This window comes from Baekduia soli (genome assembly GCF_007970665.1).
Lineage (GTDB): Bacteria > Actinomycetota > Thermoleophilia > Solirubrobacterales > Solirubrobacteraceae > Baekduia > Baekduia soli.
On record NZ_CP042430.1, the window covers coordinates 4,019,886 to 4,041,247 of the forward strand.

General features: G+C 74.9%; 24 protein-coding genes. 12 read left to right on the top strand and 12 right to left on the bottom strand.

The features are described from left to right. The first annotated feature begins 173 nt into the window (after positions 1-173). Together FSW04_RS19455 and FSW04_RS19460 are read left to right on the top strand one after the other, a co-directional pair. Entirely contained in the window at positions 174-674 is a 501-nt protein-coding gene (locus FSW04_RS19455; protein WP_146921897.1) for a TspO/MBR family protein, read from the top strand. A 91-nt stretch (positions 675-765) separates the two neighbouring features. Next, complete coding sequence (locus FSW04_RS19460; RefSeq protein ID WP_146921898.1) at positions 766-990, top strand: hypothetical protein; 225 nt, start codon at positions 766-768, stop codon at positions 988-990. A gap of 430 nt (positions 991-1,420) precedes the next feature. Here FSW04_RS19460 and FSW04_RS19465 read toward each other — a convergent pair whose 3' ends face one another. The 4 genes from FSW04_RS19465 to FSW04_RS19480 all read right to left on the bottom strand — a co-directional run bounded on the left by FSW04_RS19465 (position 1,421) and on the right by FSW04_RS19480 (position 3,443). Then, entirely contained in the window at positions 1,421-1,786 is a 366-nt protein-coding gene (locus tag FSW04_RS19465; protein WP_146921899.1) for a hypothetical protein, read from the bottom strand. A 65-nt stretch (positions 1,787-1,851) separates the two neighbouring features. Beyond that, positions 1,852-2,190 (bottom strand): hypothetical protein, encoded by a 339-nt coding sequence (locus FSW04_RS19470; RefSeq protein WP_146921900.1) that lies wholly within the window; start codon positions 2,188-2,190, stop codon positions 1,852-1,854. Positions 2,191-2,254: 64 nt separating this feature from the next. Beyond that, entirely contained in the window at positions 2,255-3,130 is an 876-nt protein-coding gene (locus FSW04_RS19475) for a class I SAM-dependent methyltransferase (RefSeq protein WP_146921901.1), read from the bottom strand. Between the two features lie 10 nt (positions 3,131-3,140). After that, positions 3,141-3,443, bottom strand: a complete 303-nt coding sequence (locus FSW04_RS19480) for a hypothetical protein (RefSeq protein WP_146921902.1) — start codon at positions 3,441-3,443, stop codon at positions 3,141-3,143. 101 nt (positions 3,444-3,544) lie between these two features. Between FSW04_RS19480 and FSW04_RS19485 the strand changes: the two genes are divergently transcribed. Beyond that, entirely contained in the window at positions 3,545-3,970 is a 426-nt protein-coding gene (locus FSW04_RS19485; protein WP_146921903.1) for a DUF1810 domain-containing protein, read from the top strand. Between the two features lie 19 nt (positions 3,971-3,989). On the opposite strand, the gene FSW04_RS19490 is transcribed toward FSW04_RS19485, so the two are convergent. The 3 genes from FSW04_RS19490 to FSW04_RS19500 all read right to left on the bottom strand — a co-directional run bounded on the left by FSW04_RS19490 (position 3,990) and on the right by FSW04_RS19500 (position 8,107). After that, positions 3,990-4,751, bottom strand: a complete 762-nt coding sequence (locus FSW04_RS19490; protein WP_146921904.1) for a sulfite exporter TauE/SafE family protein — start codon at positions 4,749-4,751, stop codon at positions 3,990-3,992. A gap of 88 nt (positions 4,752-4,839) precedes the next feature. Then, positions 4,840-5,814, bottom strand: coding sequence for an SGNH hydrolase domain-containing protein (locus FSW04_RS19495; protein WP_146921905.1), 975 nt, complete (start codon positions 5,812-5,814; stop codon positions 4,840-4,842). 124 nt (positions 5,815-5,938) lie between these two features. Then, positions 5,939-8,107, bottom strand: a complete 2,169-nt coding sequence (locus tag FSW04_RS19500; protein ID WP_187368929.1) for an acyltransferase family protein — start codon at positions 8,105-8,107, stop codon at positions 5,939-5,941. Positions 8,108-8,488: 381 nt separating this feature from the next. On the opposite strand from FSW04_RS19500, the gene FSW04_RS19505 reads away from it, so the two are divergent. From FSW04_RS19505 to FSW04_RS19515, 3 genes are read left to right on the top strand one after another with little or no spacing between them, the layout of a single operon-like run. After that, on the top strand, positions 8,489-9,637 hold the full coding sequence (locus tag FSW04_RS19505; protein WP_146921907.1) for an aspartate aminotransferase family protein: 1,149 nt from the start codon (positions 8,489-8,491) through the stop codon (positions 9,635-9,637). Further along, the gene (locus tag FSW04_RS19510) at positions 9,634-9,918 is read left to right on the top strand and encodes a hypothetical protein (RefSeq protein WP_146921908.1); all 285 of its coding nucleotides are present in this window, start codon (positions 9,634-9,636) and stop codon (positions 9,916-9,918) included. Before FSW04_RS19505 ends, FSW04_RS19510 begins: the two co-directional genes overlap by 4 nt. Further along, positions 9,915-10,925 carry an NAD-dependent epimerase/dehydratase family protein gene (locus FSW04_RS19515; protein ID WP_187368930.1) on the top strand — a complete coding sequence of 337 codons (1,011 nt, stop codon included), beginning with the start codon at positions 9,915-9,917 and terminating at the stop codon, positions 10,923-10,925. The genes FSW04_RS19510 and FSW04_RS19515 overlap by 4 nt, the downstream gene beginning before the upstream one ends. On the opposite strand, the gene FSW04_RS19520 is transcribed toward FSW04_RS19515, so the two are convergent. After that, entirely contained in the window at positions 10,922-11,512 is a 591-nt protein-coding gene (locus FSW04_RS19520; RefSeq protein ID WP_187368931.1) for a glutathione S-transferase family protein, read from the bottom strand. The genes FSW04_RS19515 and FSW04_RS19520 overlap by 4 nt on opposite strands. Before the next feature lie 58 nt (positions 11,513-11,570). Between FSW04_RS19520 and FSW04_RS19525 the strand changes: the two genes are divergently transcribed. Together FSW04_RS19525 and FSW04_RS19530 are read left to right on the top strand one after the other, a co-directional pair. Continuing rightward, positions 11,571-13,046, top strand: a complete 1,476-nt coding sequence (locus FSW04_RS19525; RefSeq protein WP_146921911.1) for an MFS transporter — start codon at positions 11,571-11,573, stop codon at positions 13,044-13,046. Between the two features lie 12 nt (positions 13,047-13,058). Further along, the gene (locus FSW04_RS19530) at positions 13,059-13,484 is read left to right on the top strand and encodes a MarR family winged helix-turn-helix transcriptional regulator (protein ID WP_146921912.1); all 426 of its coding nucleotides are present in this window, start codon (positions 13,059-13,061) and stop codon (positions 13,482-13,484) included. A gap of 329 nt (positions 13,485-13,813) precedes the next feature. Here the strand turns inward: FSW04_RS19530 and FSW04_RS27420 are convergent, their stop codons facing one another. From FSW04_RS27420 to FSW04_RS19545, 4 genes are all read right to left on the bottom strand, one after another. Then, a complete protein-coding gene (locus FSW04_RS27420) occupies positions 13,814-14,404 on the bottom strand; it encodes an ATP-binding cassette domain-containing protein (protein WP_228430589.1) in 591 nt (196 codons plus the stop codon). Beyond that, positions 14,296-15,345 (bottom strand): ATP-binding cassette domain-containing protein, encoded by a 1,050-nt coding sequence (locus FSW04_RS27425; protein ID WP_321167664.1) that lies wholly within the window; start codon positions 15,343-15,345, stop codon positions 14,296-14,298. Before FSW04_RS27425 ends, FSW04_RS27420 begins: the two co-directional genes overlap by 109 nt. Before the next feature lie 97 nt (positions 15,346-15,442). Beyond that, a complete protein-coding gene (locus FSW04_RS19540; protein WP_146921913.1) occupies positions 15,443-16,222 on the bottom strand; it encodes an alpha/beta fold hydrolase in 780 nt (259 codons plus the stop codon). Between the two features lie 455 nt (positions 16,223-16,677). Then, entirely contained in the window at positions 16,678-17,256 is a 579-nt protein-coding gene (locus FSW04_RS19545) for a 2-hydroxychromene-2-carboxylate isomerase (protein WP_228430591.1), read from the bottom strand. A gap of 318 nt (positions 17,257-17,574) precedes the next feature. On the opposite strand from FSW04_RS19545, the gene proS reads away from it, so the two are divergent. The 4 genes from proS (at position 17,575) to FSW04_RS19565 (ending at position 21,304) form a co-directional block, all read left to right on the top strand. After that, positions 17,575-19,017 (top strand): proline--tRNA ligase, encoded by a 1,443-nt coding sequence (gene proS / locus FSW04_RS19550; RefSeq protein ID WP_146921915.1) that lies wholly within the window; start codon positions 17,575-17,577, stop codon positions 19,015-19,017. Between the two features lie 74 nt (positions 19,018-19,091). After that, the gene (locus tag FSW04_RS19555; protein WP_146923885.1) at positions 19,092-19,670 is read left to right on the top strand and encodes a carboxymuconolactone decarboxylase family protein; all 579 of its coding nucleotides are present in this window, start codon (positions 19,092-19,094) and stop codon (positions 19,668-19,670) included. Beyond that, the gene (locus FSW04_RS19560) at positions 19,667-20,536 is read left to right on the top strand and encodes an RNA polymerase sigma-70 factor (protein WP_146921916.1); all 870 of its coding nucleotides are present in this window, start codon (positions 19,667-19,669) and stop codon (positions 20,534-20,536) included. The genes FSW04_RS19555 and FSW04_RS19560 overlap by 4 nt, the downstream gene beginning before the upstream one ends. Positions 20,537-20,794: 258 nt before the next feature. Next, positions 20,795-21,304, top strand: a complete 510-nt coding sequence (locus tag FSW04_RS19565; protein ID WP_146921917.1) for a hypothetical protein — start codon at positions 20,795-20,797, stop codon at positions 21,302-21,304. Positions 21,305-21,362 lie beyond the last annotated feature (58 nt).

The following is a 21,362-nucleotide window of genomic DNA, read 5'->3' on the forward strand; positions in this document are numbered from 1 at the left end:
GGCCTACCTCGCGGTGCTCGCGACGCTCGCCGGCGTCGTCGCCGTCCTGGCCTCGCGCCGCGGCTCGGGCGCGGCGTTCGCGGTCGCCGCGCTGGCCGTCGCGGGCTGGATCGCCTGGGTGCTGCTGGCGCCTGCCGCGGCAAGGACGCTCTCCCCTCGGCTACCGTCGGGAGATGACCGCACCCGACGTCGCCGGCCGCCGGCCCCTGACCGCCCGCAGCGTCGCGCTCGTCCTCGGCGCGGTCGGCGCGACCGCGGGGATCGGCGCGGTCGCCACGACGCCGGCGCTGGACTCCCGCTGGTACCGGCGGCTGAGCACGCCGCCCTGGCAGCCGCCGGGCGCGGTGTTCGGCCCCGTGTGGAGCGTGCTGTACGCGCTCATCGCGACCTCCATGCTCCTCACGCGCTCGCGCGGCGGGGAGCGCGAGGGTCCGCTGTTCGTGCTCTTCGGAACCAACCTGGCGCTGAACCTCGCCTGGACGCTGATCTTCTTCCGCGGTCGCAGCCCGCTGGCCGCCGGGGTCGAGATCCTCGTCCTGGAGGGGCCGACCGTCGCGCTCATCGTCCGGGCGTGGCCGGCGTCGCGCCTGGCAGCGCTCCTGCTCGTGCCCTACGCCCTGTGGGTCGCGTTCGCGACGGCGCTGACGTGGGCGATCTGGGCGCGCAACCGGTAGCACCGGCGCGGCGCGGTCCTCGGGCGCTCTCGCGCGCGCCGACCTCGTCGTCGTTGCCCTGACCGGGCCGACGCGGGCGCTGACGCGCGGCGTGCGCCGCTCGCTGGCCACCGCGGCCGGCCGCGGCGGGCCGCGGCCGGACCTCGGGGCCGGCAACCCGGAGCGCCGGTCGGGGGAGTTCCTGCGCCGGGTGTGGGCGGGGACCGCCTGCACCCCGGACTTCGCCGACCGCGTGCGCGGTCAGCTGCGTCGGCCGCGGCGCCGCCTGACGCGACCCGCGCGCTCCGCGCCGGGCACCGCCGCGAGCCGGCCGTGACCGCACCCGTCGCAGACCCGTCCGTCCACCATCCACACCAGCGCGTGCGTGCCGCACGTGCCGCACGCGACGCGCAGCGCCCCGCGTGCCGCCTTGGCCCGCCATGACCTCGCAGACATCGTGCGTCCCTTCGTCGTCGGTCGCCTCCGGGCCCCGGGACTGCCCGCGCCCGCGGGCGGCCAACCCCGAGCGGACGGATGGCGACGGTCGGGCGCGCCCCGGCCCTTGGCGACCGGGGCGCACCGTGCGTGGGTTGTCCCTCCCAGCCCTCTGATCGGCCGGGCCCGCGAGCGTCGCTCCGTCGCCGTCACAGCCCGGACGCGGGACGGCCGGCGAGCGTCCGACGGCCTACTGCTGTGCGGCCACCGACAGCAGCCACAGCCCGAAGCTCGTGAAGAACACCATGACGGCCAGCATCCAGTGCCGCGGCTCACGGCTGCACGGTGACGTTGGCCAGCGTCTGCTTGTGCTCCTCGAGCTCGACGACGAACCTGCCCTCGATCGAGGCGGGGAACCGGAAGCGGACGGTGCCGCCCTTGGCCACGTCCTTGTGGACGTCGTAGCCGTGGAAGTGGACCTCGTCGGCGGTGTCGCTGTGGACGGACAGGTCGACGGTGCCGCCCTTCTTGAACGTCACGTCCTTGACGCCGCCGACGGGCCGGGCGTTCTTGACCTCGATGGCGACCGGGCCGCTGCTCTTGGTGGAGGACGAGCCGCCGGTGCCGATGAGGACGCCGGCGACGGCGATGACCGCCACGGCGAGGCCGAGCAGCACGAGACGCTGGGTGCGAGACATGGGTCTCCTGAGGGTGGACTGCAGATGGTCGGATCGGGGACCCGGCCATCGCGGCGCCGGGTCGGCTAGGCGGGCAGGCTCAGCGCGGCCGCCGGGGGCGGCCGCTTGGCCAGCGAGCTGCCGACGAGGCGCCCGCCGCGCAGCATCGCCCGGCGGGGGCCGCGCGGCGTGAGCGGCGCGGCGGCCCGCCGCCGTCGCGCCCGGGGCCGCGGCCGGCCGGCGAGCGCGGCGATGTGGCGCTCGCCGACGTACCGACCCAGCAGCAGCGGCACCGCCATGAGCAGGGCGGGCGCGAGGTACAGCAGGCCCGTCTCGCCCGCACCGAGCGCCTGGAGCAGCAGCCCGACCGCGACGAGCACGGCGAACGTGAGCGCGGCCAGGCGACGATGACGGCGAGCGTTCATCCGCCGGGGAGTATGCCGGGCGCGCGGGGCGCGCACGGCACCACGTCCCCGGCCCCTGCGGGCCTCAGGCGGCCGTCACGATCCAGGTCGACGACGTGGCGAACAGGCCCTCCGGCGTCTGGAACTCGGCCATGCCCTCTCGCAGGGCGGCGCGGACCTCGTCGTGGCGGTGCGCGGCGCGCTCGCCCGCCAGGCGCAGGATCTCGCCGGCCGGGCCGAGCGCCATCACGATGTCGACCGCCTCGTCGAGGTCGTGCCCGCAGCGGATCGGCGCGTCGAAGCGCTCGAGCCCGACCGCGGTGAAGCCGGCGTGCAGCAGGATGTCGCTGACCGTGTCGGCGTCGGCCATCGAGAACGGGCCGGGCCCGCACGTCGGTTCGTCGTACTCCGCCGGGCGCTCGACGAGGTCCTCGACGATCTGCTGGGCACGGTACAGCCAGGCGTTGTCGGTCCGCGTGCGCCAGACGACCATGACCAGGCGCCCGCCCGGGACCAGGGCCGAGCGGACGTTGCGCAGCGCCGCGACGGGCCCGGCGAAGAACATCGTGCCGAAGCGCGAGTAGGCGTGGTCGTAGGGCCCGCCGAGGTCGGCGACCTGGACGTCGGCGGCCGCAAAGCGAGCGTTGGCGACCGAGGCCGCGACGGCCTCCGCGCGCGCGGCCTCGACGAAGCGCGGGGCGACGTCGACGCCCACGGCCTCCCCCGCCGGCCCGACCAGGCCGGCGAGGCGGCACGTCAGGTCGCCGAAGCCGCACCCGACGTCCAGCACGCGCTGGCCCGGCGCGGGCGGGTGGCGGCGCAGGGCCTCCTCGCCGTGCACGGCGAGCCCGGCGACGAGCGTGTCGCGGAAGCGGACGAAGCGCTCGAACAGCGGGCCGTCCCAGGCCCCGGTGGCCTCGGCGTTCTCCGGCGTGGGCCGGCCGCTGGCGATCTCGGCCATCTACCCCCGCTCAGCCGTCCGCGGTGGAGTACCCGGCGAGCTCGAGCCACTCGACCCGCGCCGGCGGCGCGGTGATGCCGCCCTCCTGGAGGGCGCGGCCGAGGCGGTCGTGCATGAAGCGCTCCTGGTCCGCGCGCGACTCCCAGACCTCGAAGACGACCAGGCCGCCGGGCTTGGCGCCGCCGGCGTGGCTGATCATGCCGTCGGGCCAGGCCCCCTCACCGGTCTCCGGGTCGATGCCGAGCCGCTCGTTGACCGCGTGGTACTGCGCCACCGTGACGCCGTCGAACTCCAGGAGCACTCCGTCGGGCATGCCACAACCACCTCTCATGTCGTCGCCGGCGCCGCCCGCGCCACCGTACACCTGCCCACCGCCCACGGCAACCCGCGCCCCGGCGTACCGTGTGTGGGGCCATGACCGACCCCTACAACCTGCATCGCTTCGTGGAGGCCCAGGACGCGGGCGACACGTACGCCACGGCCCTGGAGGAGCTGCGCGCCGGGCGCAAGCGCAGCCACTGGATGTGGTTCGTCTTCCCCCAGATCGCCGGGCTGGGCTCCAGCCTCATGGCCAGGACGTACGCCATCTCCTCGGCGGCCGAGGCCGACGCCTACCTGCGCCACCCCGTGCTCGGCCCGAGGCTGCTGGAGGCCGCGGCGGCGGTCGCGGTGCTGCCGGCCCCGAGCGCGGCCGACGTGCTGGGCGCCGTCGACGCCGTCAAGCTGCGCTCGTCGATGACGCTCTTCGCCCGCGCCGCGCCGCACCAGCCGGTCTTCCAGCGGGTGCTGGACCGCTTCTACGACGGCGTCCCCGACGAGGAGACCGACCGCCGCCTGTGACCGCGCCGGGCGGCCGCGCTCAGGCCACGAGGTGGACGATGGCGGCGATCCCCACGACGAGGATCACGCCGCGCAGCACGGGCCGCGAGAGGCGGCGCCCGACCCGTGAGCCGATCTGCCCGCCGACCACCGAACCGCCGGCGATGAGCGCGGCGGGCAGCCACGCGACGTGGCCGCCGACGATGAAGACGATCCCCGACACGCAGTTGACCAGCCCGGCGAGGATGTTCTTCAGCGCGTTGGCCCGCTGCAGGTCCTCCTCGACGGTGAGCCCGAGGATCGCGAGCAGCAGGATGCCCTGGGCGGCCCCGAAGTAGCCGCCGTAGACGCCGGTGCCGAAGATCCCGGCGCGCGTCAGCGGGCCCCCGTGGTGCGGGCGGACGTGGTCGGCGGCCTGCCGCGCGGTCAGCCAAGCGGCCAGGCGCGGCTGGATCACGACGAGCACCAGCGCGAGGCCGACGAGCACGGGCACGATCGCCTTGAACGCCGAGGCCGGCAGCGTGAGCAGCAGCAGGGCGCCGGCGATGCCGCCGGCGACCGACGCGGCGCCCATGCGCAGCACCCGGCCGCCCTGGCCCTCCAGCTCCCCGCGATAGCCCAGCGCGCCCGAGACCGACCCCGGCACGAGCCCCACGGTGTTGGACACGTTGGCCACCAGCGGCGGGTAGCCGACCCCCAGGAGCACCGGGAACGTGATGAGCGTGCCGCTGCCGACCACCGTGTTGATCGTGCCGGCCGCCACGCCCGCGGCGGCCACGAGGATCGCCTGCGCGGTGGTCACGCCGTCAACCTAGCGATGATCCCAACGGAGCCGCGGCGCCGCAGACACCCGCACGGCGACGCGGCGCCGAGCCGCGGCGGCGCGGCGGTCAGCTGCGCCAGCCGGCCATGAGCCCGTCGACCGCTCGCCTCAGAAAGGGCCCGAGCGTCGCGGAGAACACCGCGGTCATGTGGTTCTCGTCACGGAAGACCAGCGCGCCGCCGATCACCGGGTAGCACGAGCTCTCGCCGCAGAACAGCCGCGTCAGGTCGACGACCTGGACCCGCGGCGAGTGCAGGCGCCGTGCGGCGGTCACCAGCGGGTCGGGGTCCAGGCGCGCGCTGCGCGGAACCGCGCAGGCGGTGCCCGGCGCACGTCCTTGCGCCGCCGCGCGCGCCACGCAGGCGTTCGTGGTCCAGCGCATCTTCGGTGTGTCGCGGATGACGACGATGTGGTGCACGCTGCGGGGCAGGGCCCGCCATGCTGCCCGGTAGCCCGCGACCGAGGTCTCGAAGCGCGTACGGCCGGCGCTGGGGAACACACCGACCCCGCCCGAGAGACCCGCGACGAAGATGGTGTGGATCTCCGGGTGCCGATGGAACCAGCCGAAGACCTCGCGCTTCCACCGCACGCAGGCCCCGAAGCGATCCTGGCCGGACAGGTTGCGCACCGCCTTGGACAACGGGCAGCTGGTGTGCGTGATCGACACCCCGTGCCAGCGGTGCGCGCGCGCCACCACCTCGAGCGCACCCCTCCAGTGGCCGGCGTGGCTGTCGCCCACCAGGGCGACGGTCTGTGTCGCGCGGTCGGCGGCGACGCCGAACTCGCAGACGTCGGGGCTGCCGGCCACAAGCGTGCACGGTGTGTTGGGCAGCGTGGGCGCCTGACCCGGGTCCGGGACGACCTCGGTGCGCAGGCGCGCATTGACGCACGGCCGGCCGGGATCCCGCGTGGCGGCGCCGAAGCAGGCCTGCCGCTCGGCGTCGCTGATCTGCTGCGCGGTCGTCGGCGCTGCGGAAGCCGGCGTGCGAGCCTGGACGTGGGAGATCCGGCCGGACAGCGCGGCGGCGATGACGGTGAGCACCACCGAGAGGGCCCCGACGGCCCAGTGCCGCCTGTGCCCCGCGCATGACGTCCTGAGCCTGCCGGCCACGATCGCGGCGGCAGGCTAGCAGCTGCTCGTCCGCGTACGAACTCCACGCTGAGGATCACGACCCGGTGGTCGCCGCGGCCTCCCACGTGCCCATGAGACGGTCGACGTCCCGCCCGAGGATCGGGCCGAGGGTGGACGAGAACACCGCGGTCAGATGATGGATGTCCTTGTAGACGAGCGCCCCGCCGATGACGGGCCAGCAGCGCCGGGGGTCGCACAGGACGCTCGTGAGGTCGAGCGGCTGCACACGGGGGGATCGCAGCCGCGCCGCTCCGGCAGCCGCCGGATCGCGCTGGAGCGCCATGCCCCTGGGAACGGCACACGCGGGGCCCGACGATGCGCCGCGGGCGATCGCCCGCTCCACGCAGGCCAGGGTGTCGCCGCGCATCTTGGGCGTGTCGCGGATGACGACGATGTGGCGCACCGAGGGCGGCAGCGCCTTCCATGCATCGATGAACCCCTGCTCCTGGGCGGCGAACTGGCCGACGCCGGCCGGATCGGCCACATGGCCCCCGGTGTGGGCCACCACGAACGCCGTGGTGACCTCGGGGTGGCGGCTCAGCCAGGCCGGAACCGCGCGATTCCAGCGAAGGCAGTGCGTGCGAGCGGGTTCCGGAAGCATCGCAGCCGCACCCGACAGCGGGCAGCTCGTGCGGGTGAGCGAGACGCCGGCCCAGGCCCGGCTCCTGGCCACGACGTCCAGCGCCGCGCGCCAATGCGATGCGTGGCTGTCCCCGATGAGCGCGATCCGGCCGGCTGAGCCGGCCGTCGGGGCGCCGAACCGGCACACGCTGACCAGGCCATCGTGCTGCTTGGAGGCGCACGGCTCGTTGCCGAGCCTGGGGGCCTCGATGGGCGACGGCACCACCGTGCGGCTGAGTGCGGGATTCGAGCACGGTCTGGCCGGATCGTGCGCAGCCGCTCCGAAGCAGCGCGGAGCCGAGGCCAGGATCCGCTGCGTCGCGCGCTCGTCCTCGTGGATCCTGGCCTGCACGTATGAGGTGCCGCCGAGGTCGACGGCCATGACCAGGGCGGTGGCGCCCGCCGCGGCGGCCAGCGTCCAGCCGAACGGCCGGCTGATCAGGAACCGGCCGGACCGGACGGGGTCCTCGATCAGCCGCTTGGAGATCCAGGACAACAGGATGGTGAGCACGAGGACCGCCAGGGTCATGGAGGTGTCGACCGCGTGATGGACGACGAACGGGGCCAGGATCAGCAGCGGCCAGTGCCAGAGGTAGATGGCGTAGGAGATGTCACCGAAGAACTGCACGGGGCCGAGCGCGAACAGCCCGGTGGGCGCCCACCGACGCCGGGGGGCCCCGGCGTGGATGACGGCGAGCGTCCCGGCGACGGGCAGCATGGCGGCGGATCCGGGGAACGGGGTGTGGACCGTGTAGAGGGCACCGGCGACCGTGATGGCGGCGATCCCGATCCAGGAGAGGAAGGCCCGGCCACCCGCACCGGCCCGCGACCGCCCGGCCATCGCCAGAAGGCCGCCGGCGCCGAACTCCCAGGCGCGCGTCGAGGTGATGAAGTACGCCGCACCCGGGTTGTGCGCCGTGGCCCGCAGCGAGTAGCGCAGGCTCCACAGCGTCAGCGCCGCCATCGCCACCGCCACGCAGACGCGCTTGGCGCGCAGCGACCTGCCCCGGGCCACGACCATCGCGCACAGCATCATCACCGGCCAGCCGAGGTAGAACTGCTCTTCGACCGACAGCGACCAGAAGTGCTGCACAGGCGACGGGGCGTTCTCGGCGGCGAAGTAGTCCACCGCGGTCGCGGCGAGGTGCCAGTTCTGCACATAGCCGGTGCTGGCGCGCAGGTCCGAGAAGAACTGCGGCCAGTAGGTCAGCGGGACGAAGGCCATCGTCGTGACGGCACAGGCCAGCAGCGTCACCAGCGCGGCCGGCAGGATCCGTCGCGCGCGCCGTCCCCAGAAGCCGGTCAGCGACAGCGTGCCGGTGCGGTCGATCTCGCGCAGCAGCAGCGAGGTGATGAGGAAGCCCGAGATCGCGAAGAAGACGTCGACGCCCACGAACCCGCCGGGCGCGGCGGCCGGCCACAGGTGGTAGACGACGACCAGCCCCACGGCGACGAACCGCAGCGCCTGGATCTCGGGACGTGGCACGGTCGGCGGCGCCGCCGTGGCGACGGGCGCCGCGGTCGGGCGGACGACGGTCGGCGCAGGGGCCTCGGGATCCCGCGTGGGCGCGGGGACGGGCACGGGCACGGGCAACATCACGCCACAACGCCGAGCGGCGCGCATCCGCGACGGACTGCGGCCTGTCCGGGAGAAGTACCGAGGCGGTGGGCGGAGGCGTCCGCAACGCGCCTGCCGCCCGGAAACCCCCATTTGACTCCCGGGCGGCGTGGCACGACTTGAGGAGAACGCCGGGGTCCGGGTGCGCTCCTCGCGCTGGTGTCCGGGCCCCGCACCGGGGTTGTCGGCGATCGGCCGACCCCCCGAGGACCCCGGGCGACCATGCACGGCCTCGGCGCCTCGGACCCGTGCAGGGGCGCCGCGCTGCAACGCCGCGTGCAGACGCGGCCCCGCGCCCACTCGCCACCCCGCGGACGGGCGAGCGCGTAAGGTCCTCCGCTCGCCATGACGACCGCATCCGAGCCCACCCTGCCCGTCGACGCCCTGGGCGTGGTCGGCGACGCGCTGGCGCGTGCCGACGAGACCATGGACCTCGCCTCGCGCCACCTCGACCCCTCGCTGGTCGACGTGCTGCACATCCTGGGCTTCGACACGTCCTACCGGTCGGCCCAGGGCTCCTACCTGCACGACGCCGATGGCCGCGCCTACCTGGACTTCCACACCGGCGAGGGGTTCGCCAGCCTGGGCCACAACCACCCCGGCGTGCGCGAGGTCCTGCACGCCACGCTGGACGCGGGGCTCGTCGACGGCGTCCAGCTGCACTACTCGCCGCTGGCGGGGATGCTCGCCCAGGAGCTGTCGCAGCGCCTGCCCGCCGGCCTGGACGCCGTCTTCTTCGCCAGCACCGGCGCGGAGGCTGTCGACTCGGCGATGAAGTTCGCCCGCGCGGCCACTGGCCGGCCCCGGCTCATCTCCTGCGACAGCAGCTTCCACGGGGTGACGCTCGGCCCCCTGTCGCTCGTCGGCGACGAGTTCTTCAAGGAGGGCTTCGGCCCGCTGCTGCCCGGCTGCGCGCGCGTGCCGTTCGGCGACCTCGACCGCCTGGAGGCCGAGCTGCGCGCCGGCGACGTCGCGGCGTTCATCGTCGAGCCGATCCAGGGCCGCGAGGTCACCCTGCCCCCCGCCGGCTACCTGCACGCCGCCCAGGAGCTCTGCCGACGGCACGGCACGCTGTTCGTCGCCGACGAGGTGCAGACCGGCCTGGGCCGCACCGGCCGCTGGTTCGCGCTGGAGCACTGGGGCCTGGAGCCCGACTTCGTGCTCGTCGGCAAGGCGCTCAGCGGCGGCTACATGCCCGTCGCGGCGATGGTCACGCGGCGCGAGATCTACCAGAAGGCCGTCGGCACGCTCGAGCGCTGCTACGTGCACCAGTCGACGTTCGGCCGCAACCGCCTGTCCATGGCGGCCGGGCTGGCGACGCTGCGGATCCTCGAGCGTGACGGCCTCGTGGCGCACGCCGCGCACATGAACACCGTGCTGACCGACGGCCTGGCCGAGCTGCAGGGCCGCTACGACATGATCAAGGAGATCCGCGGCAGCGGGCTCATGATCGGCATCGAGCTGCAGCCCCGAGCTCGCGCGTGGCCAGGATGAGCGCGCGGCTGATCAGGATGGCCAGCGAGGGCCTCTTCCCGCAGCTCGTGGTCATCCCGCTGCACCGCGACCACGGCGTCATCACGATGGCCGCGGGCAAGAACGACGTCATCAAGCTGCTGCCGCCGCTCACGCTGTCCGAGCCCGAGGCGCACGAGTTCCTCGCCGCGCTGGACGCGGTGCTCGCCGACTGCCACGGCGCGACGGGCAAGAACTGGGGCGTCGTGCGCGACATCGCCACCGCCACGCTGCGCCGCCGCGCCGCCGCCGTCGGCCGGTGACCGGCGGCCCCTGCCTGCTCACCGGCGCCACCGGCTTCATCGGCGGCCACGTCGCCCAGCGGCTCGTGCGGGACGGCCGGCACGTGCGCTGCCTGGTGCGCCCGACGAGCGACGCCGCGCTGCTGCGCGAGCTGGGCGTCGAGCTCGCCGTCGGCGACCTCATGGACGCCGCCTCGGTCGCGCGCGCCGCGCAGGGCTGCGACGCGGTGGTCCACGGCGCGGCCCTGGTCTCGGACTGGGCCACGGTGGCCGAGATCCGCCAGGTCAACGTCCAGGGCACGCGCAACGTCCTGGACGCCGCGGCCGGCGCGTCGGTGCGCCGCCTCGTGCACATCAGCAGCACCGACGTCTACGGCCACCCCGGGGGCCGGGCAGTCGACGAGACCCACGTGGCGACGCGGTTCGCCAACTGGTACGCGGAGACGAAGGCGCTGGCCGAGCGCGAGGTGCGGGCCACGGCGCAGGCCCGCGGCCTGGAGGCCGTGATCCTGCGGCCCGCCACGGTCTACGGTCCGCGCTCGACCGACGTGATCGGCGAGATCGCCAAGGCGATCCGCGGGCGCCACATGGTGCTGATCGACGGTGGGCGCACGATCGCCGGGCTCGTGTACGCCGGCAACGTGGCCGACGCCGCCCTGCTGGCCCTCGACCACGAGGCCGCACCAGGCGAGGCGTACAACATCACCGACGCCCTGCCGGTCACGTGGCGCGGGCTCACCGACGACCTGGCCGCCGGCCTGGGCTGCCCGCCCGTGCGCCTCAGCATGCCCTATGACGTCGCGGGCGCGATCGGCACCGGGCTGGAACACGGCTACCGCCTGCTGCGCCGGGCCACGGGCCTGCGCACCGCGCCGCTGCTCTCGCGCCAGGCCGTGCAGGTCATGGGCGTCGACCAGGACTTCAGCAACGCCAGGGCGCGCGAGGGGCTGGGCTGGACGCCGCGGGTCGGCTACGCCGCGGGCCTGGAGGCGACGCTGGACTGGCTGCGGGCGCTGCCCGGCGGCTAGACCGACGCCGGGTCGTACGCGGTGCGGCGGAAGCTCTCGCGCGCCTCGATGCCCGCCGCCCAGGCGGCGATCGCGCCGAGCCCGTCGAGCACCTCGGGCGCCTTCTCGCGCGCGTTGGCGATCTGTGGCGCGAGGAACAGGTCGGCCAGCGTCAGGCCGTCGCCCGCCAGGAACGGGCCGTCGCCGACGAGCGACTCGACGCGCTCCAGTGCGGTGCGCGCGACCGCCAGCTCCTCGGCCGACGCGGGCCGCCCGCGCGGGATCGCGCGCACGACGTCGTGGAAGACGTAGTCGGCGCAGATGCTCATCCAGCGGCGCATGGCCGTCCGGGTCGGCAGGTCCTCGGGCTGCAGTGCTGGGCCGCCGAGGCACTCGTCGAGGTGGCAGGCGATCGCCGGCGTCTCGGTCAGCACGAGCCCGCCGACCTCGACCACGGGCATCCGCCCGAACGGATGCAGCGCGTAGTGCTCGGGGCTGAAGCGGTCCAGCGCGACGAGCTCGTACTCGGCGCCCTTCTCGATGCAGGTCATCGCGGCGGTCCGCGTCCAGGTGGAGACCGGCCAGCCGTGCACGCGGATCGTCGTCATGGCGACATCATCGCGCCTGGTTGACAGCGCCCCGTACCGTGGTAGTTTCATAATAGTTATGTTTTTACAATTACTACCGCGTGCCGCCCCGCTCCCCTCCCCCGCCGCCGGGTCCGGGCGCCGGCGCCGGTTCGGCGTACTGCTCATCTGCTGCACGAGCCTGTTCATCGTCGGCCTGGACGTCACGGTCGTCAACGTCGCGCTGCCCGCCATCGGGCAGGACCTGCACGCTGACGTCGCCGGCCTGCAGTGGACGCTGGGCGCCTACACGGTCGTCATGGCGGGCCTGCTGATGCTCTCGGGCTCGACGGCGGACCGGTTCGGCCGCCGGCGCACGTTCGTGACCGGCCTGGGCGTGTTCACGGCGGCGTCGCTGCTGTGCAGCGTGGCGCCGAGCGTCGGGCTGCTCGTCGCCTTCCGGGCACTGCAGGCGGTCGGCGCCTCCATGATGAACCCGGTCGCGATGTCGATCATCACCAACACGTTCACCGACCCGCGCGAGCGCGCCCAGGCCGTCGGGGTCTGGGGCGCGGTCTTCGGCGTCGCCATGGCGCTGGGACCGATCGTCGGCGGCGCGCTGGTCGCCTCGGCCGGCTGGCGGTCGATCTTCTGGATCAACCTGCCCCTGGGGCTCGTGGCGATCACGCTGACGCTGCGCTTCGTCCCCGAGTCGCGGGCGCTGCGGCCGCGCCGCTTCGACCCCCTCGGCCAGGTCCTGGTGGTCCTGCTGCTCACCTCGGTGACCTACGGCATCATCGAGGTCCCGCGCCGGGGCTGGTCGTCGGCCGGCTCGCTCGCCACGTTCGCCGCCTCGGTCGCCGGGCTGCTGGCGCTGGTGGCGTACGAGACCCGCCGCGACGAGCCGCTGCTGGACCCGCGGTTCTTCCGCTCGGTCCCCTTCGCGGCGTCCATCGCCATCTCGGTGGCGGCGTTCGCGGCCTTCGGCGGGTTCCTGTTCCTCAACACCCTGTACCTCCAGGAGGTCCGGGGCCTCTCGCCGCTGCACGCCGGGCTGGCCACCGTGCCCATGGCGGCCATGACGGTCGTCGCCTCCACGCTGTCGGGCAGGATGGTCGGCCGCCGCGGCCCGCGCCTGCCACTGCTCGTCGCCGGCGCCGGCTCCATGGCCGCCTGCGCCCTGCTCGCGGGGGTCGACGCGGGCACACCGTTCGCGCGTCTGCTGGCGGCCTACGTCGTCTTCGGGATCGGCTTCGGGTTCGTCAACGCCCCGATCACCACCGCCGCCGTCTCGGGGATGCCGCGCGCCCAGGCCGGCGTCGCCGCGGCCGTCGCGACGACCTCGCGGCAGTTCGGGCAGACCCTCGGGGTGGCCGTGGTCGGGGCGATCGTCGCGTCGGGCGCCGGCGGGTCGGTCCACGCCGGCCTGGCGCCGGCGAGCCTGCCCGCCTGGTGGACCCTGACGGGCTGCGGCGCCGTCGTCCTCGTGCTCGGCCACGTCGCCACGACGCGCCGCGCCGGTGCCTCGGCGCGGCGCACGGCGGCGGCGCTCAACCCGGAGGCCATCGCGCACTAGGCTGATGGCCCGATGCCGACGAGCCCCGACGAGGACGCCGCGCGCGAGGCGTGGCTGCTCATGAGCGACCTCGTGCTCGACCATCAGCGCCGGCGCGAGGTGTCCGAGGCGCTGGGCATGAGCTTCGGGCGCTCGCGGGCGCTGCGCCGACTGGCCCGCCGGCCCATGTCGATGAGCGAGCTGGCGACGATGCTCGGGATCGACCGACCCAACGCGACCGTGCTCGTCGACGACCTCGAGGCCCAGGGCCTGGCCCGCCGGCGCCCGCACCCCACCGACCGCCGGGCCAAGGTCGTCGAGCCCACGCGCAAGGGCAAGGCGCTGGCGCGCCGCGCCGACGCGATCCTCGCCACGCCCCCCGCCGCGCTCAGCGCGCTCGGGGCCGAGGACCTCGACGCGCTGCGGCGGATCCTCGCGAGCGTCGCGGCCGCCGAGTAGGCGAGCGCTCGGGCGCAGCGCCGCGCTGCGAGCGGACGGGCTCAGGCGGCCGGCCGCGCCCGTCCCGGGGGGTCGCCACCCCATCTCGGCCCTCGCGCGCGGGCCGGCTGACCTGCTGCGCCCCGGCGCCCGGGTCACCGGCCCGTCAGGCAGCCGCGAGGTCCCTGTCGTCGGCGACGCCTTCAACCGCATGGTCGAGCGCCTGGAGGACGAGCCGCGCGGCGGCGCGCGCCGGCGACGCTGCGCAGGAGCGCGAGCGCCTGCGCGTGTCGCGCGGAGCGGCACGACGGCGCCATGCCGGCGGGCGGAGGGCCGACCGGCATGCACGGTCAGAGCGCCTTGGCGAGGCGCACCCGGCACGCGGCGTCAGGGTCGCCGAGCGCCTGCAGCGCCGAGTCGGGGTCGGGGAGGCCGAGCACGGTGCCGTCGTGCAGGACCATCAGGAAGCGGTCCAGCCGGCGCAGGAAGGCGCGGTCGTGCGACACCGCGACGACCGTGCCCTCGAACCCGTCGAGCGCGTGCTCCAGGGCCTCGCTGGAGTCGATGTCGAGGTTGTCGGTCGGCTCGTCGAGCAGGAGCAGGTTGTGGCCCTCGAGCTCGAGGCACAGGATCTCCAGGCGCGCCTTCTGGCCGCCGCTGAGCGTGTCGTAGGAGCGGTTGGCCGCGTCCTGCAGGCCGTAGCGGGCCAGCGCCGCCATGCTCGGCTGGGTCGCGCCGAGCCGCTCCTCGACGACCTCGAGCACGCCGCGCCCGGCGAAGTCCGACCGGGCGTTGAGCTGGGTGAACAGCCCGGTGCTGACGCGCGGGCCCGTCACCATCTCCCCCTCCCCGGGCGGCTCGTCGCCGCTGAGCATCCGCATGAGGTGCGTCTTGCCGCCGCCGTTGGGCCCGACGATGCCGACGCGCTCGCCGAAGTGCACCTCGTCGGTGAACGGCTTGACGAGCCCGGGACCCCGACGCCGCGCAGGTCCAGGACGCGCCGGGCGGAGTCCGCGCCGCGCAGCCGCACGTTGATCTGCTGCTCGGTGACCGGCGGCGGGGGCGGGCCCTCGTCGCGAAAGCGCTTCCAGCGCGTCTCGAACGCGTTGGCGCGCTTGGCCAGGTCGGGCGAGTAGCGGGCGCGCTCCTTGAACACGCGGACGAGCTCGCGCAGGCGCTTCTCCTCCTCGTTCCAGCGCGTGAGCGCGTCGCCGAGCCGGCGCTGGCGCTCCAGCCGGGCCTCGGGGTAGGTGGCGTAGGAGCCGTGGTGCAGCCACGCGCCGTTGCCCTCCAGCGTGAGGATGATCGTGACGGCCTCCGAGAGCAGGTCGCGGTCGTGGGAGATCACGAGGACCGTCTTGCGCGTCCCGCGCAGCTGGGCCTCGAGCTCGCGCTTGGCCGGGACGTCGAGGAAGTTGTCGGGCTCGTCGAGGAGCAGGATCTCGGCGTCCGAGCGCAGCAGCACGTCGAGGACCAGCCGCTTGCGCTCGCCGCCGCTCAGCGTGATCGCCGGGCGGTCGGCCAGCTCTCCGAAGCCCTGGCGGACGATGCGCCGGCAGGCCGCGTCCCACTGGGCCTCGAGCTCGTAGCCCCCGAGCTCGGACCAGTCGCCGATCGCGGTGCCCAGCGCCATGCCCGCGGAGTCGTCGCCCGCGGCCAGCGCCGCCTCGGCCGCGCCGACGCGCTCGCCCGCATCGCGCAGCGCTCCCGTGGTGAGTCCGAGCAGGAGCTCGCGCACCGTGCGCGGATCGCCGGCCACGCCGACGTCCTGGGGCATGTGCGCGACGCGGCCGCCGGTGCTCGCGTCGCCCTCGTCGGCGGGCAGCGCGCCCATGATGACCCCGAACAGCGTGCTCTTGCCCACGCCGTTGACGCCGACCACGCCGACGTGCGCGCCCGGGGGATCTTGAACGAGACCCCTTCGAACAGGAGGTTGCCGCCCGGGTGGGCGTAGGCGAGGTTGGAGACGCTGACGTGGCTCACGGCCCGTCAACGGTCGCAGATCGGGCCGCGGTGAAGCCCAGGACGAGCTCGGCCGCCTCGAGCGGGACGTCGAGCTGCGGGGCGTGGCCGACATCGTCGAGCAGGACCCAGTCCGCGTGCGGCAGCCAGTCGCGGCGCAGGCGCCGGGCCGCCTCGGGCCAGGGGAGGATCCGGTCGGCCGTGCCCCAGACGACGCGCACCGGGCAGGCGATGGCCTGCGCGTCCAGCACGGGGTAGCCGTCGCGCAGCGCACGGTCGATCAGCGCGGGGGCGTCGCAGCGGGCCATGCCCAGCATCTCGTGGGCCAGCAGCTCGGCGGGCAGGTGCTCGAAGCGCTCGGTCAGCAGCCGGGTCGCCTGGCGCCGACCCTGCGCGGTGGCCAGGAGGGCCGGCGCGTGCGGCGCCGCGGCGACCGCCTGGGCGTGCAGGCGCCGCTGCATGGCCAGGAGCTCGCGCCAGTGCTCGTCGCCGGCGGCCCAGCCGCCCGCGGGGGCGAAGGCTACGACCGACCGCGCTCGCCCGCGGGCGGCGAGGTCCAGCGCGACGAAGCCGCCGAGCGAGTTGCCGACGAGATGGCCCAGGTGCAGGCCCGCCTCGTCCATCGCCGCCTCGACCGCGTCGGTGATCGACGACGTGCCCGCGACGGACACGTCAAGCGGCGGGCCGCCGGCGTGCCCGGCCAGCGTCAGCGCGAGCACGTCGTGGTGGCGCTGCAGCCGCGGGAGCACGAGCTCCCAGCTGCGCCACGTCTGCATGAACCCGTGCAGGCAGACCATCGGCGGGCCCGATCCGCCGCGATGCGAGGCGGTGAACACGACGCTCGCCGGCGGCCTCAGCCGGCCTCGGCCGCGACCGGCCCGGCGGTGCCCGCGACGGCCACCGACTCGCAGGTCGTGCCATGGGCGCCCATCGCAGGGATCGTCATCGGCGCACGGGGGGCGCGTCAAGGCCTGCGGCCTCGCCGCCCGGGAGCAGACGGGGGGCGCCGTGTCCGGCGATGGCACGCAGACGCCGCTCGGCGCTGTGCGCGGCGCGTCGATCGCGTGGGCACGGCTGTACGTGGAGCGACCCGCTGCGCGCTACTCGCCGGCCACCAGCGAGAACAGGGCCTATCGGCAGCAGACGGCCGGCGGCCGCCGTGGCCGGGATCCGGGCCAGGGCGACGACGGTCCCGTCCGGGACGTCTCTACGGCTGTCCCCACTCCGGGCGGTCCGTCCGGGTGGCGCGGGCTCAGGCCGCGGCGGCGTCCTCCAGACGGTCGTCGCCCCAGAACAGGGCGTCGCCGACCACCGTCGTGGGCACCCCGACCGCCCCGAGGTCCAACGCGGCCCGGGTGGCGTCGGTCAGCGCCTGCTTGATCGCCGGGTCCTCGACCCCCGCCCGCACGACGGCCGGGTCGAGGCCCGCCGCGAGCGCCACGACGTCGAGGTCCTCCGGCGCGGTGAGCGGCAGCCCGTCGGCGAAGTGGCGGGCGAACGCCGCCTGCGAGAACGCGCGCAGCGCGCCGTGCCCCCGCGCCACGAGCGCGGCACGCAGCGGCGCCAGCGCGTAGCTGCCGACGGGCCAGTCCGGCGGCCAGCGCAGGGCCGGCAGGCCGTAGCGCTCGGCACGCTGCTCGCACTGGCGCATCCCCGCGGCGCGGGTCTCCTCGTCGGTCAGCGACCAGGGCGTGCGGTCGTGGGCCCGCAACATGAAGGCCAGGGCCACCGGCTGGAGCTCGACGCCAGGGCCGAGCACGGCCTCGGCCCGCGCGAAGGCCAGGTACGCGTAGGGCGAGTTGAAGTCATACAACAGGCACGGAGCGGTCACCCCCGGATGATCCCACCCCGCCCGCGGTAGCCGGTGTGGGGCCGGGGCGCCGTGCCGACCCTGGTCCGCCGGCGACCCGCACCGTTCGATCCGGCGGGCGTCACCCCATATCCTCGGGGCCATGACGTTGTCGCGGCCCCCGTGCTCGAGCTCGCGCCGGTTCCGGCGATCGCTCCGCGGCCGCCCTTCGTGCGCGTCCCGGCGTAGGCGCTCCGGCCCGCTCGGCTCGGGGCGCCGCCCCCGACTCCGACCCCACCGGCAGACGTCCACGAAGGAGACCACCATGGTCACAGCAGCCCTGATCGCAGGAGCGGCGCGATGAGCAGCGCGCCGTTGCCCCGGCAGTCCGACGACTTCCCCGCCTGGTACGGCGAGGTCGTGCGCCGCGCCGGGCTCGCCGAGAGCTCGGCGATTCGCGGAGCGATGATCATCAAGCCCTACGGCTACGCGATCTGGGAGGCGATCCAGCGCGAGCTCGACGACCGCATCAAGGCCACCGGGCACGAGAACCTGTACTTCCCCCTGCTGGTCCCCGCGTCGGTGCTGGCCCGGGAGGGCGACCTCATCGAGGGCTTCGCGCCCGAGGTCGCCGTCGTCACCGCGGCGGGCGGCAAGGAGCTGGAGGAGCCGCTGGCCGTGCGGCCCACCTCCGAGGCGCTCATCTGGTCGACCTACGCGCGGTGGGTGCAGTCCTACCGCGACCTGCCGCTGCTCTACAACCAGTGGGCCAACGTCGTGCGCTGGGAGCTGCGGCCCCGGCTCTTCCTCCGCACGACCGAGTTCCTCTGGCAGGAGGGCCACACCGCGCACGAGACCGAGGCCGAGGCGCTGGCCGAGACGCTGACCATCCTGCACGACGTCTACGCCGACACGATCGAGCAGGTGCTGGCGATCCCCGTGCTGCGCGGCCGCAAGAGCGAGAGCGAGCGCTTTCCCGGCGCGGTCGACACCTACACGCTCGAGGCGCTCATGCGCGACGGCAGGGCGCTGCAGGCCGCGACCGCGCATTACCTCGGCCAGGGCTTCGCCCGCACGTTCGGCGTGCGCTACACCGGCCGCGACGGCCGTCCCGAGCACCCCTACGCCACCTCGTGGGGCGCGACGACGCGGCTCGTGGGCGGCGTGGTGATGACCCACGGCGACGACCGCGGCCTGCGGCTGCCGCCCCGCGTGGCGCCCCACCAGGTCGTGATCGTCCCCATCGCCCGCGGCGACGAGGACGCCGAGGTCCACGAAGCCGCCGCCGCCGTCGCCGGCGAGCTGCGGTCGGCGGGCGTCCGCGTGCGGGTCGACGACCGGCCCGGCCACCGCCCCGGGTTCAAGTTCCACGAGTGCGAGGTCAAGGGCGTGCCGCTGCGCGTCGAGCTAGGCCGGCGCGACCTCGCCGCCGGCACGGTGACCGTCGCGCGCCGCGACCGCGGCGAGAAGGAGGCGATCCGGCTCGCCGACGTGCCGGCGCGGGCCGCCGCGATGCTCGATGACATCCAGGCCTCGCTCCTGCGCGAGGCCCGCGACGAGCAGCGGCGACGCACGCTGCGCGACCCCGGCGGCTACGACGCCATGGTCGGGTACCTGCGCGACGCGGGCGGGTTCGCAGCCGCGGGATGGTGCGGCCGCCGGGACTGCGAGGCGCGCGTCAAGGACGACAGCTCGGCGACGATCCGCTGCCTGCCCCTGGACTGGGAGCACCCGTCCGCGGGCGCCTGCATCTGCTGCGGCCGGGCCGCCGCCGGCGAGGCGGTCTGGGCGCAGGCGTACTGAGGTGGACATCGATGTCACACGCGATCGGCGGCCGGTGTCCACCTGCCATGACCACGACACTCCAGGAGGACGACATGGCCGCCACCACCCGCATCCCGAAGGCCGAGCTGACCGGCCTCCGCGGCGCGCTGGTCCGGCGGGTGTCCCGCAAGATGCTCGGCGACGTGCCCGACCCCGTCGAGGTGGCGTGGCACAACCGCAAGGTGGTGAACTTCTCCCTGGCCGTCGGCCGCAAGGCACAGGCGTGGGACCAGTGCGACGAGAATCTCAAGTCGTTCGCCCACATGGCGGCCGCCGCCCTGGTGGGCTGCAGCTTCTGCCTGGACCTCGGCTACTTCATGGCCCACAACGAGGGGCTCGACGTCGCCAAGGCGCGTGAGGTGCCCCGGTGGCGGGAGTCCACGGTCTTCACGCCGCTGGAGCGCGACGTCCTGGAGTACGCCGAGGCGATGTCCCGGACGCCGACCACGGTCACCGACGAGCTGTCGGCCCGGCTGCTCGCCCAGCTCGGCCCCGCGGCGGTGGTCGAGCTCACCGCCTACGTCGCGCTGGCCAACATGTACGCCCGCAGCAACACGGCGCTGGGGATCGAGGGCCAGGGCTTCGCGGCGTCCTGCGACCTCGCGCCGCTCGCGGAGCCCGCGCCGGCATGACCGAGGACCCCTTCATCACCCACCGCAGCCTGCTGTTCACCGTCGCCTACGAGATGCTCGGGTCGGCCGCCGACGCCGAGGACGTCGTCCAGGAGACGTGGCTGCGCTGGGCGGGCGTCGACCGCGCCGAGGTGCGCGCCCCGCGGGCCTACCTGATCCGGATCGTCACGCGGCAGGCGCTCAACCGCCTGCGCACGCTCGCACGCCGGCGCGAGGAGTACGTCGGCGAGTGGCTGCCCGAGCCGCTGCTCACGAGCCCCGACGTGGCCGAGGACGTCGAGTTCGCCGAGAGCGTCTCGATCGCGATGCTGACGGTGCTGGAGACCCTGGCCCCGGCCGAGCGGGCGGTCTTCGTCCTGCACGAGGTCTTCGACCTGCCGTTCGCCGACATCGCCGCCACCGTCGGCAAGACGCCGGCCGCGGCCCGCCAGATCGCCCACCGGGCCCGGGAGCATGTGGCCGCCCGGCGCCCGCGGATCGCGGTCGACCGCGCCGAGCAGCAGCAGGTGGTCGACCGCTTCCTGACCGCCGTGCGCACCGGCGACCTCCAGGTGCTGCTCGACGTGCTCGCCCCCGACGTGGTCCTCGTGGCCGACGGCGGCGGCGAGGTGGCCGCCGTGCGCCGGCCGGTGACGGGCCGCGACCGGGTGGCGACGCTGCTGTCGCGCTTCCGCACGCTCGCGCCCGACGCCGTGGTCGGCGCGATGTGGCTCAACGGCGCGCCGGCCGGCCGGGTCGATCACGGCGGCGCGATCGACACGGCGATCAGCCTCGCCGTCGCCGACGGGCGGATCACGCGCATCTACGCGATCCGCAACCCGAGCAAGCTCGCCCGGCTCGGCGAGGAGGCCGCGCTCAGCCGCTGACGCGCTGTGACGGCAGGAGCGGCCCCGTGGATGAGGACCTCGTCGACCCGGCCGGCCCACCTGCGCCGGCGCCTGCGGGCGCCCCTGGACGGCGCTGCCGCCAGGCCCACACGAGGCGCCCGGACGGCCCGCGGACCGGCGCCTTGCCCACCGGACGCAGGTGGTCCCGGCCTGGTGGGAAGGAGCCCGGGTTCATGCGCGACGTCGCTGCCGCGCAGAATCCCGGACGAAGCGCGGCGCGTCCGATACGGTCGCCCCATGGCGCCGCGAGCCCGGAGCCGCAGCAGCGACGTGGCGCGGTCCGGCGCCGCCGGACCACACGCACGCCGTCCCGCCGACCCCGTGCTGCGGCTGCAGCGCATGGCCGGCAACCGCGCCACCGCGCAGGTGCTCGCCCGCCAGCCGGCGACCAAGGACTACGGCACCGTCCGGATCCCCAAGCTGCCCGCGATCAAGATCACCGGCGGCAACGCCGGCGACTGGGCCGCCAAGAAGAACCCCGACACGCTCGAAGTGACCTCCGAGAAGGGCAGGCACTCGGCCGAGCTCGAGCGGCTGGCGAAGGAGCGGACCCGGATCCCGAGCCTGAGGGTCACGACCCCGATGGTCGATCAGAGCGGCCAGCACCTGGACTACGGGTCGGTCGAGATCGAGTTCGTCAACGCCCGCATCACGGGGTACGCGGTCGACGGGAAGACCGAGACGTGGCGCGCCGTCGACTTCGAGGCCGTCCACCGCACGACGGTCTCGCACAAGACCGGCGTCTGAGCGTGGGCGGCGTCACCCGGCCGACGTGGACTTGCTTGTGTCGAGCAAGTAACGTTGG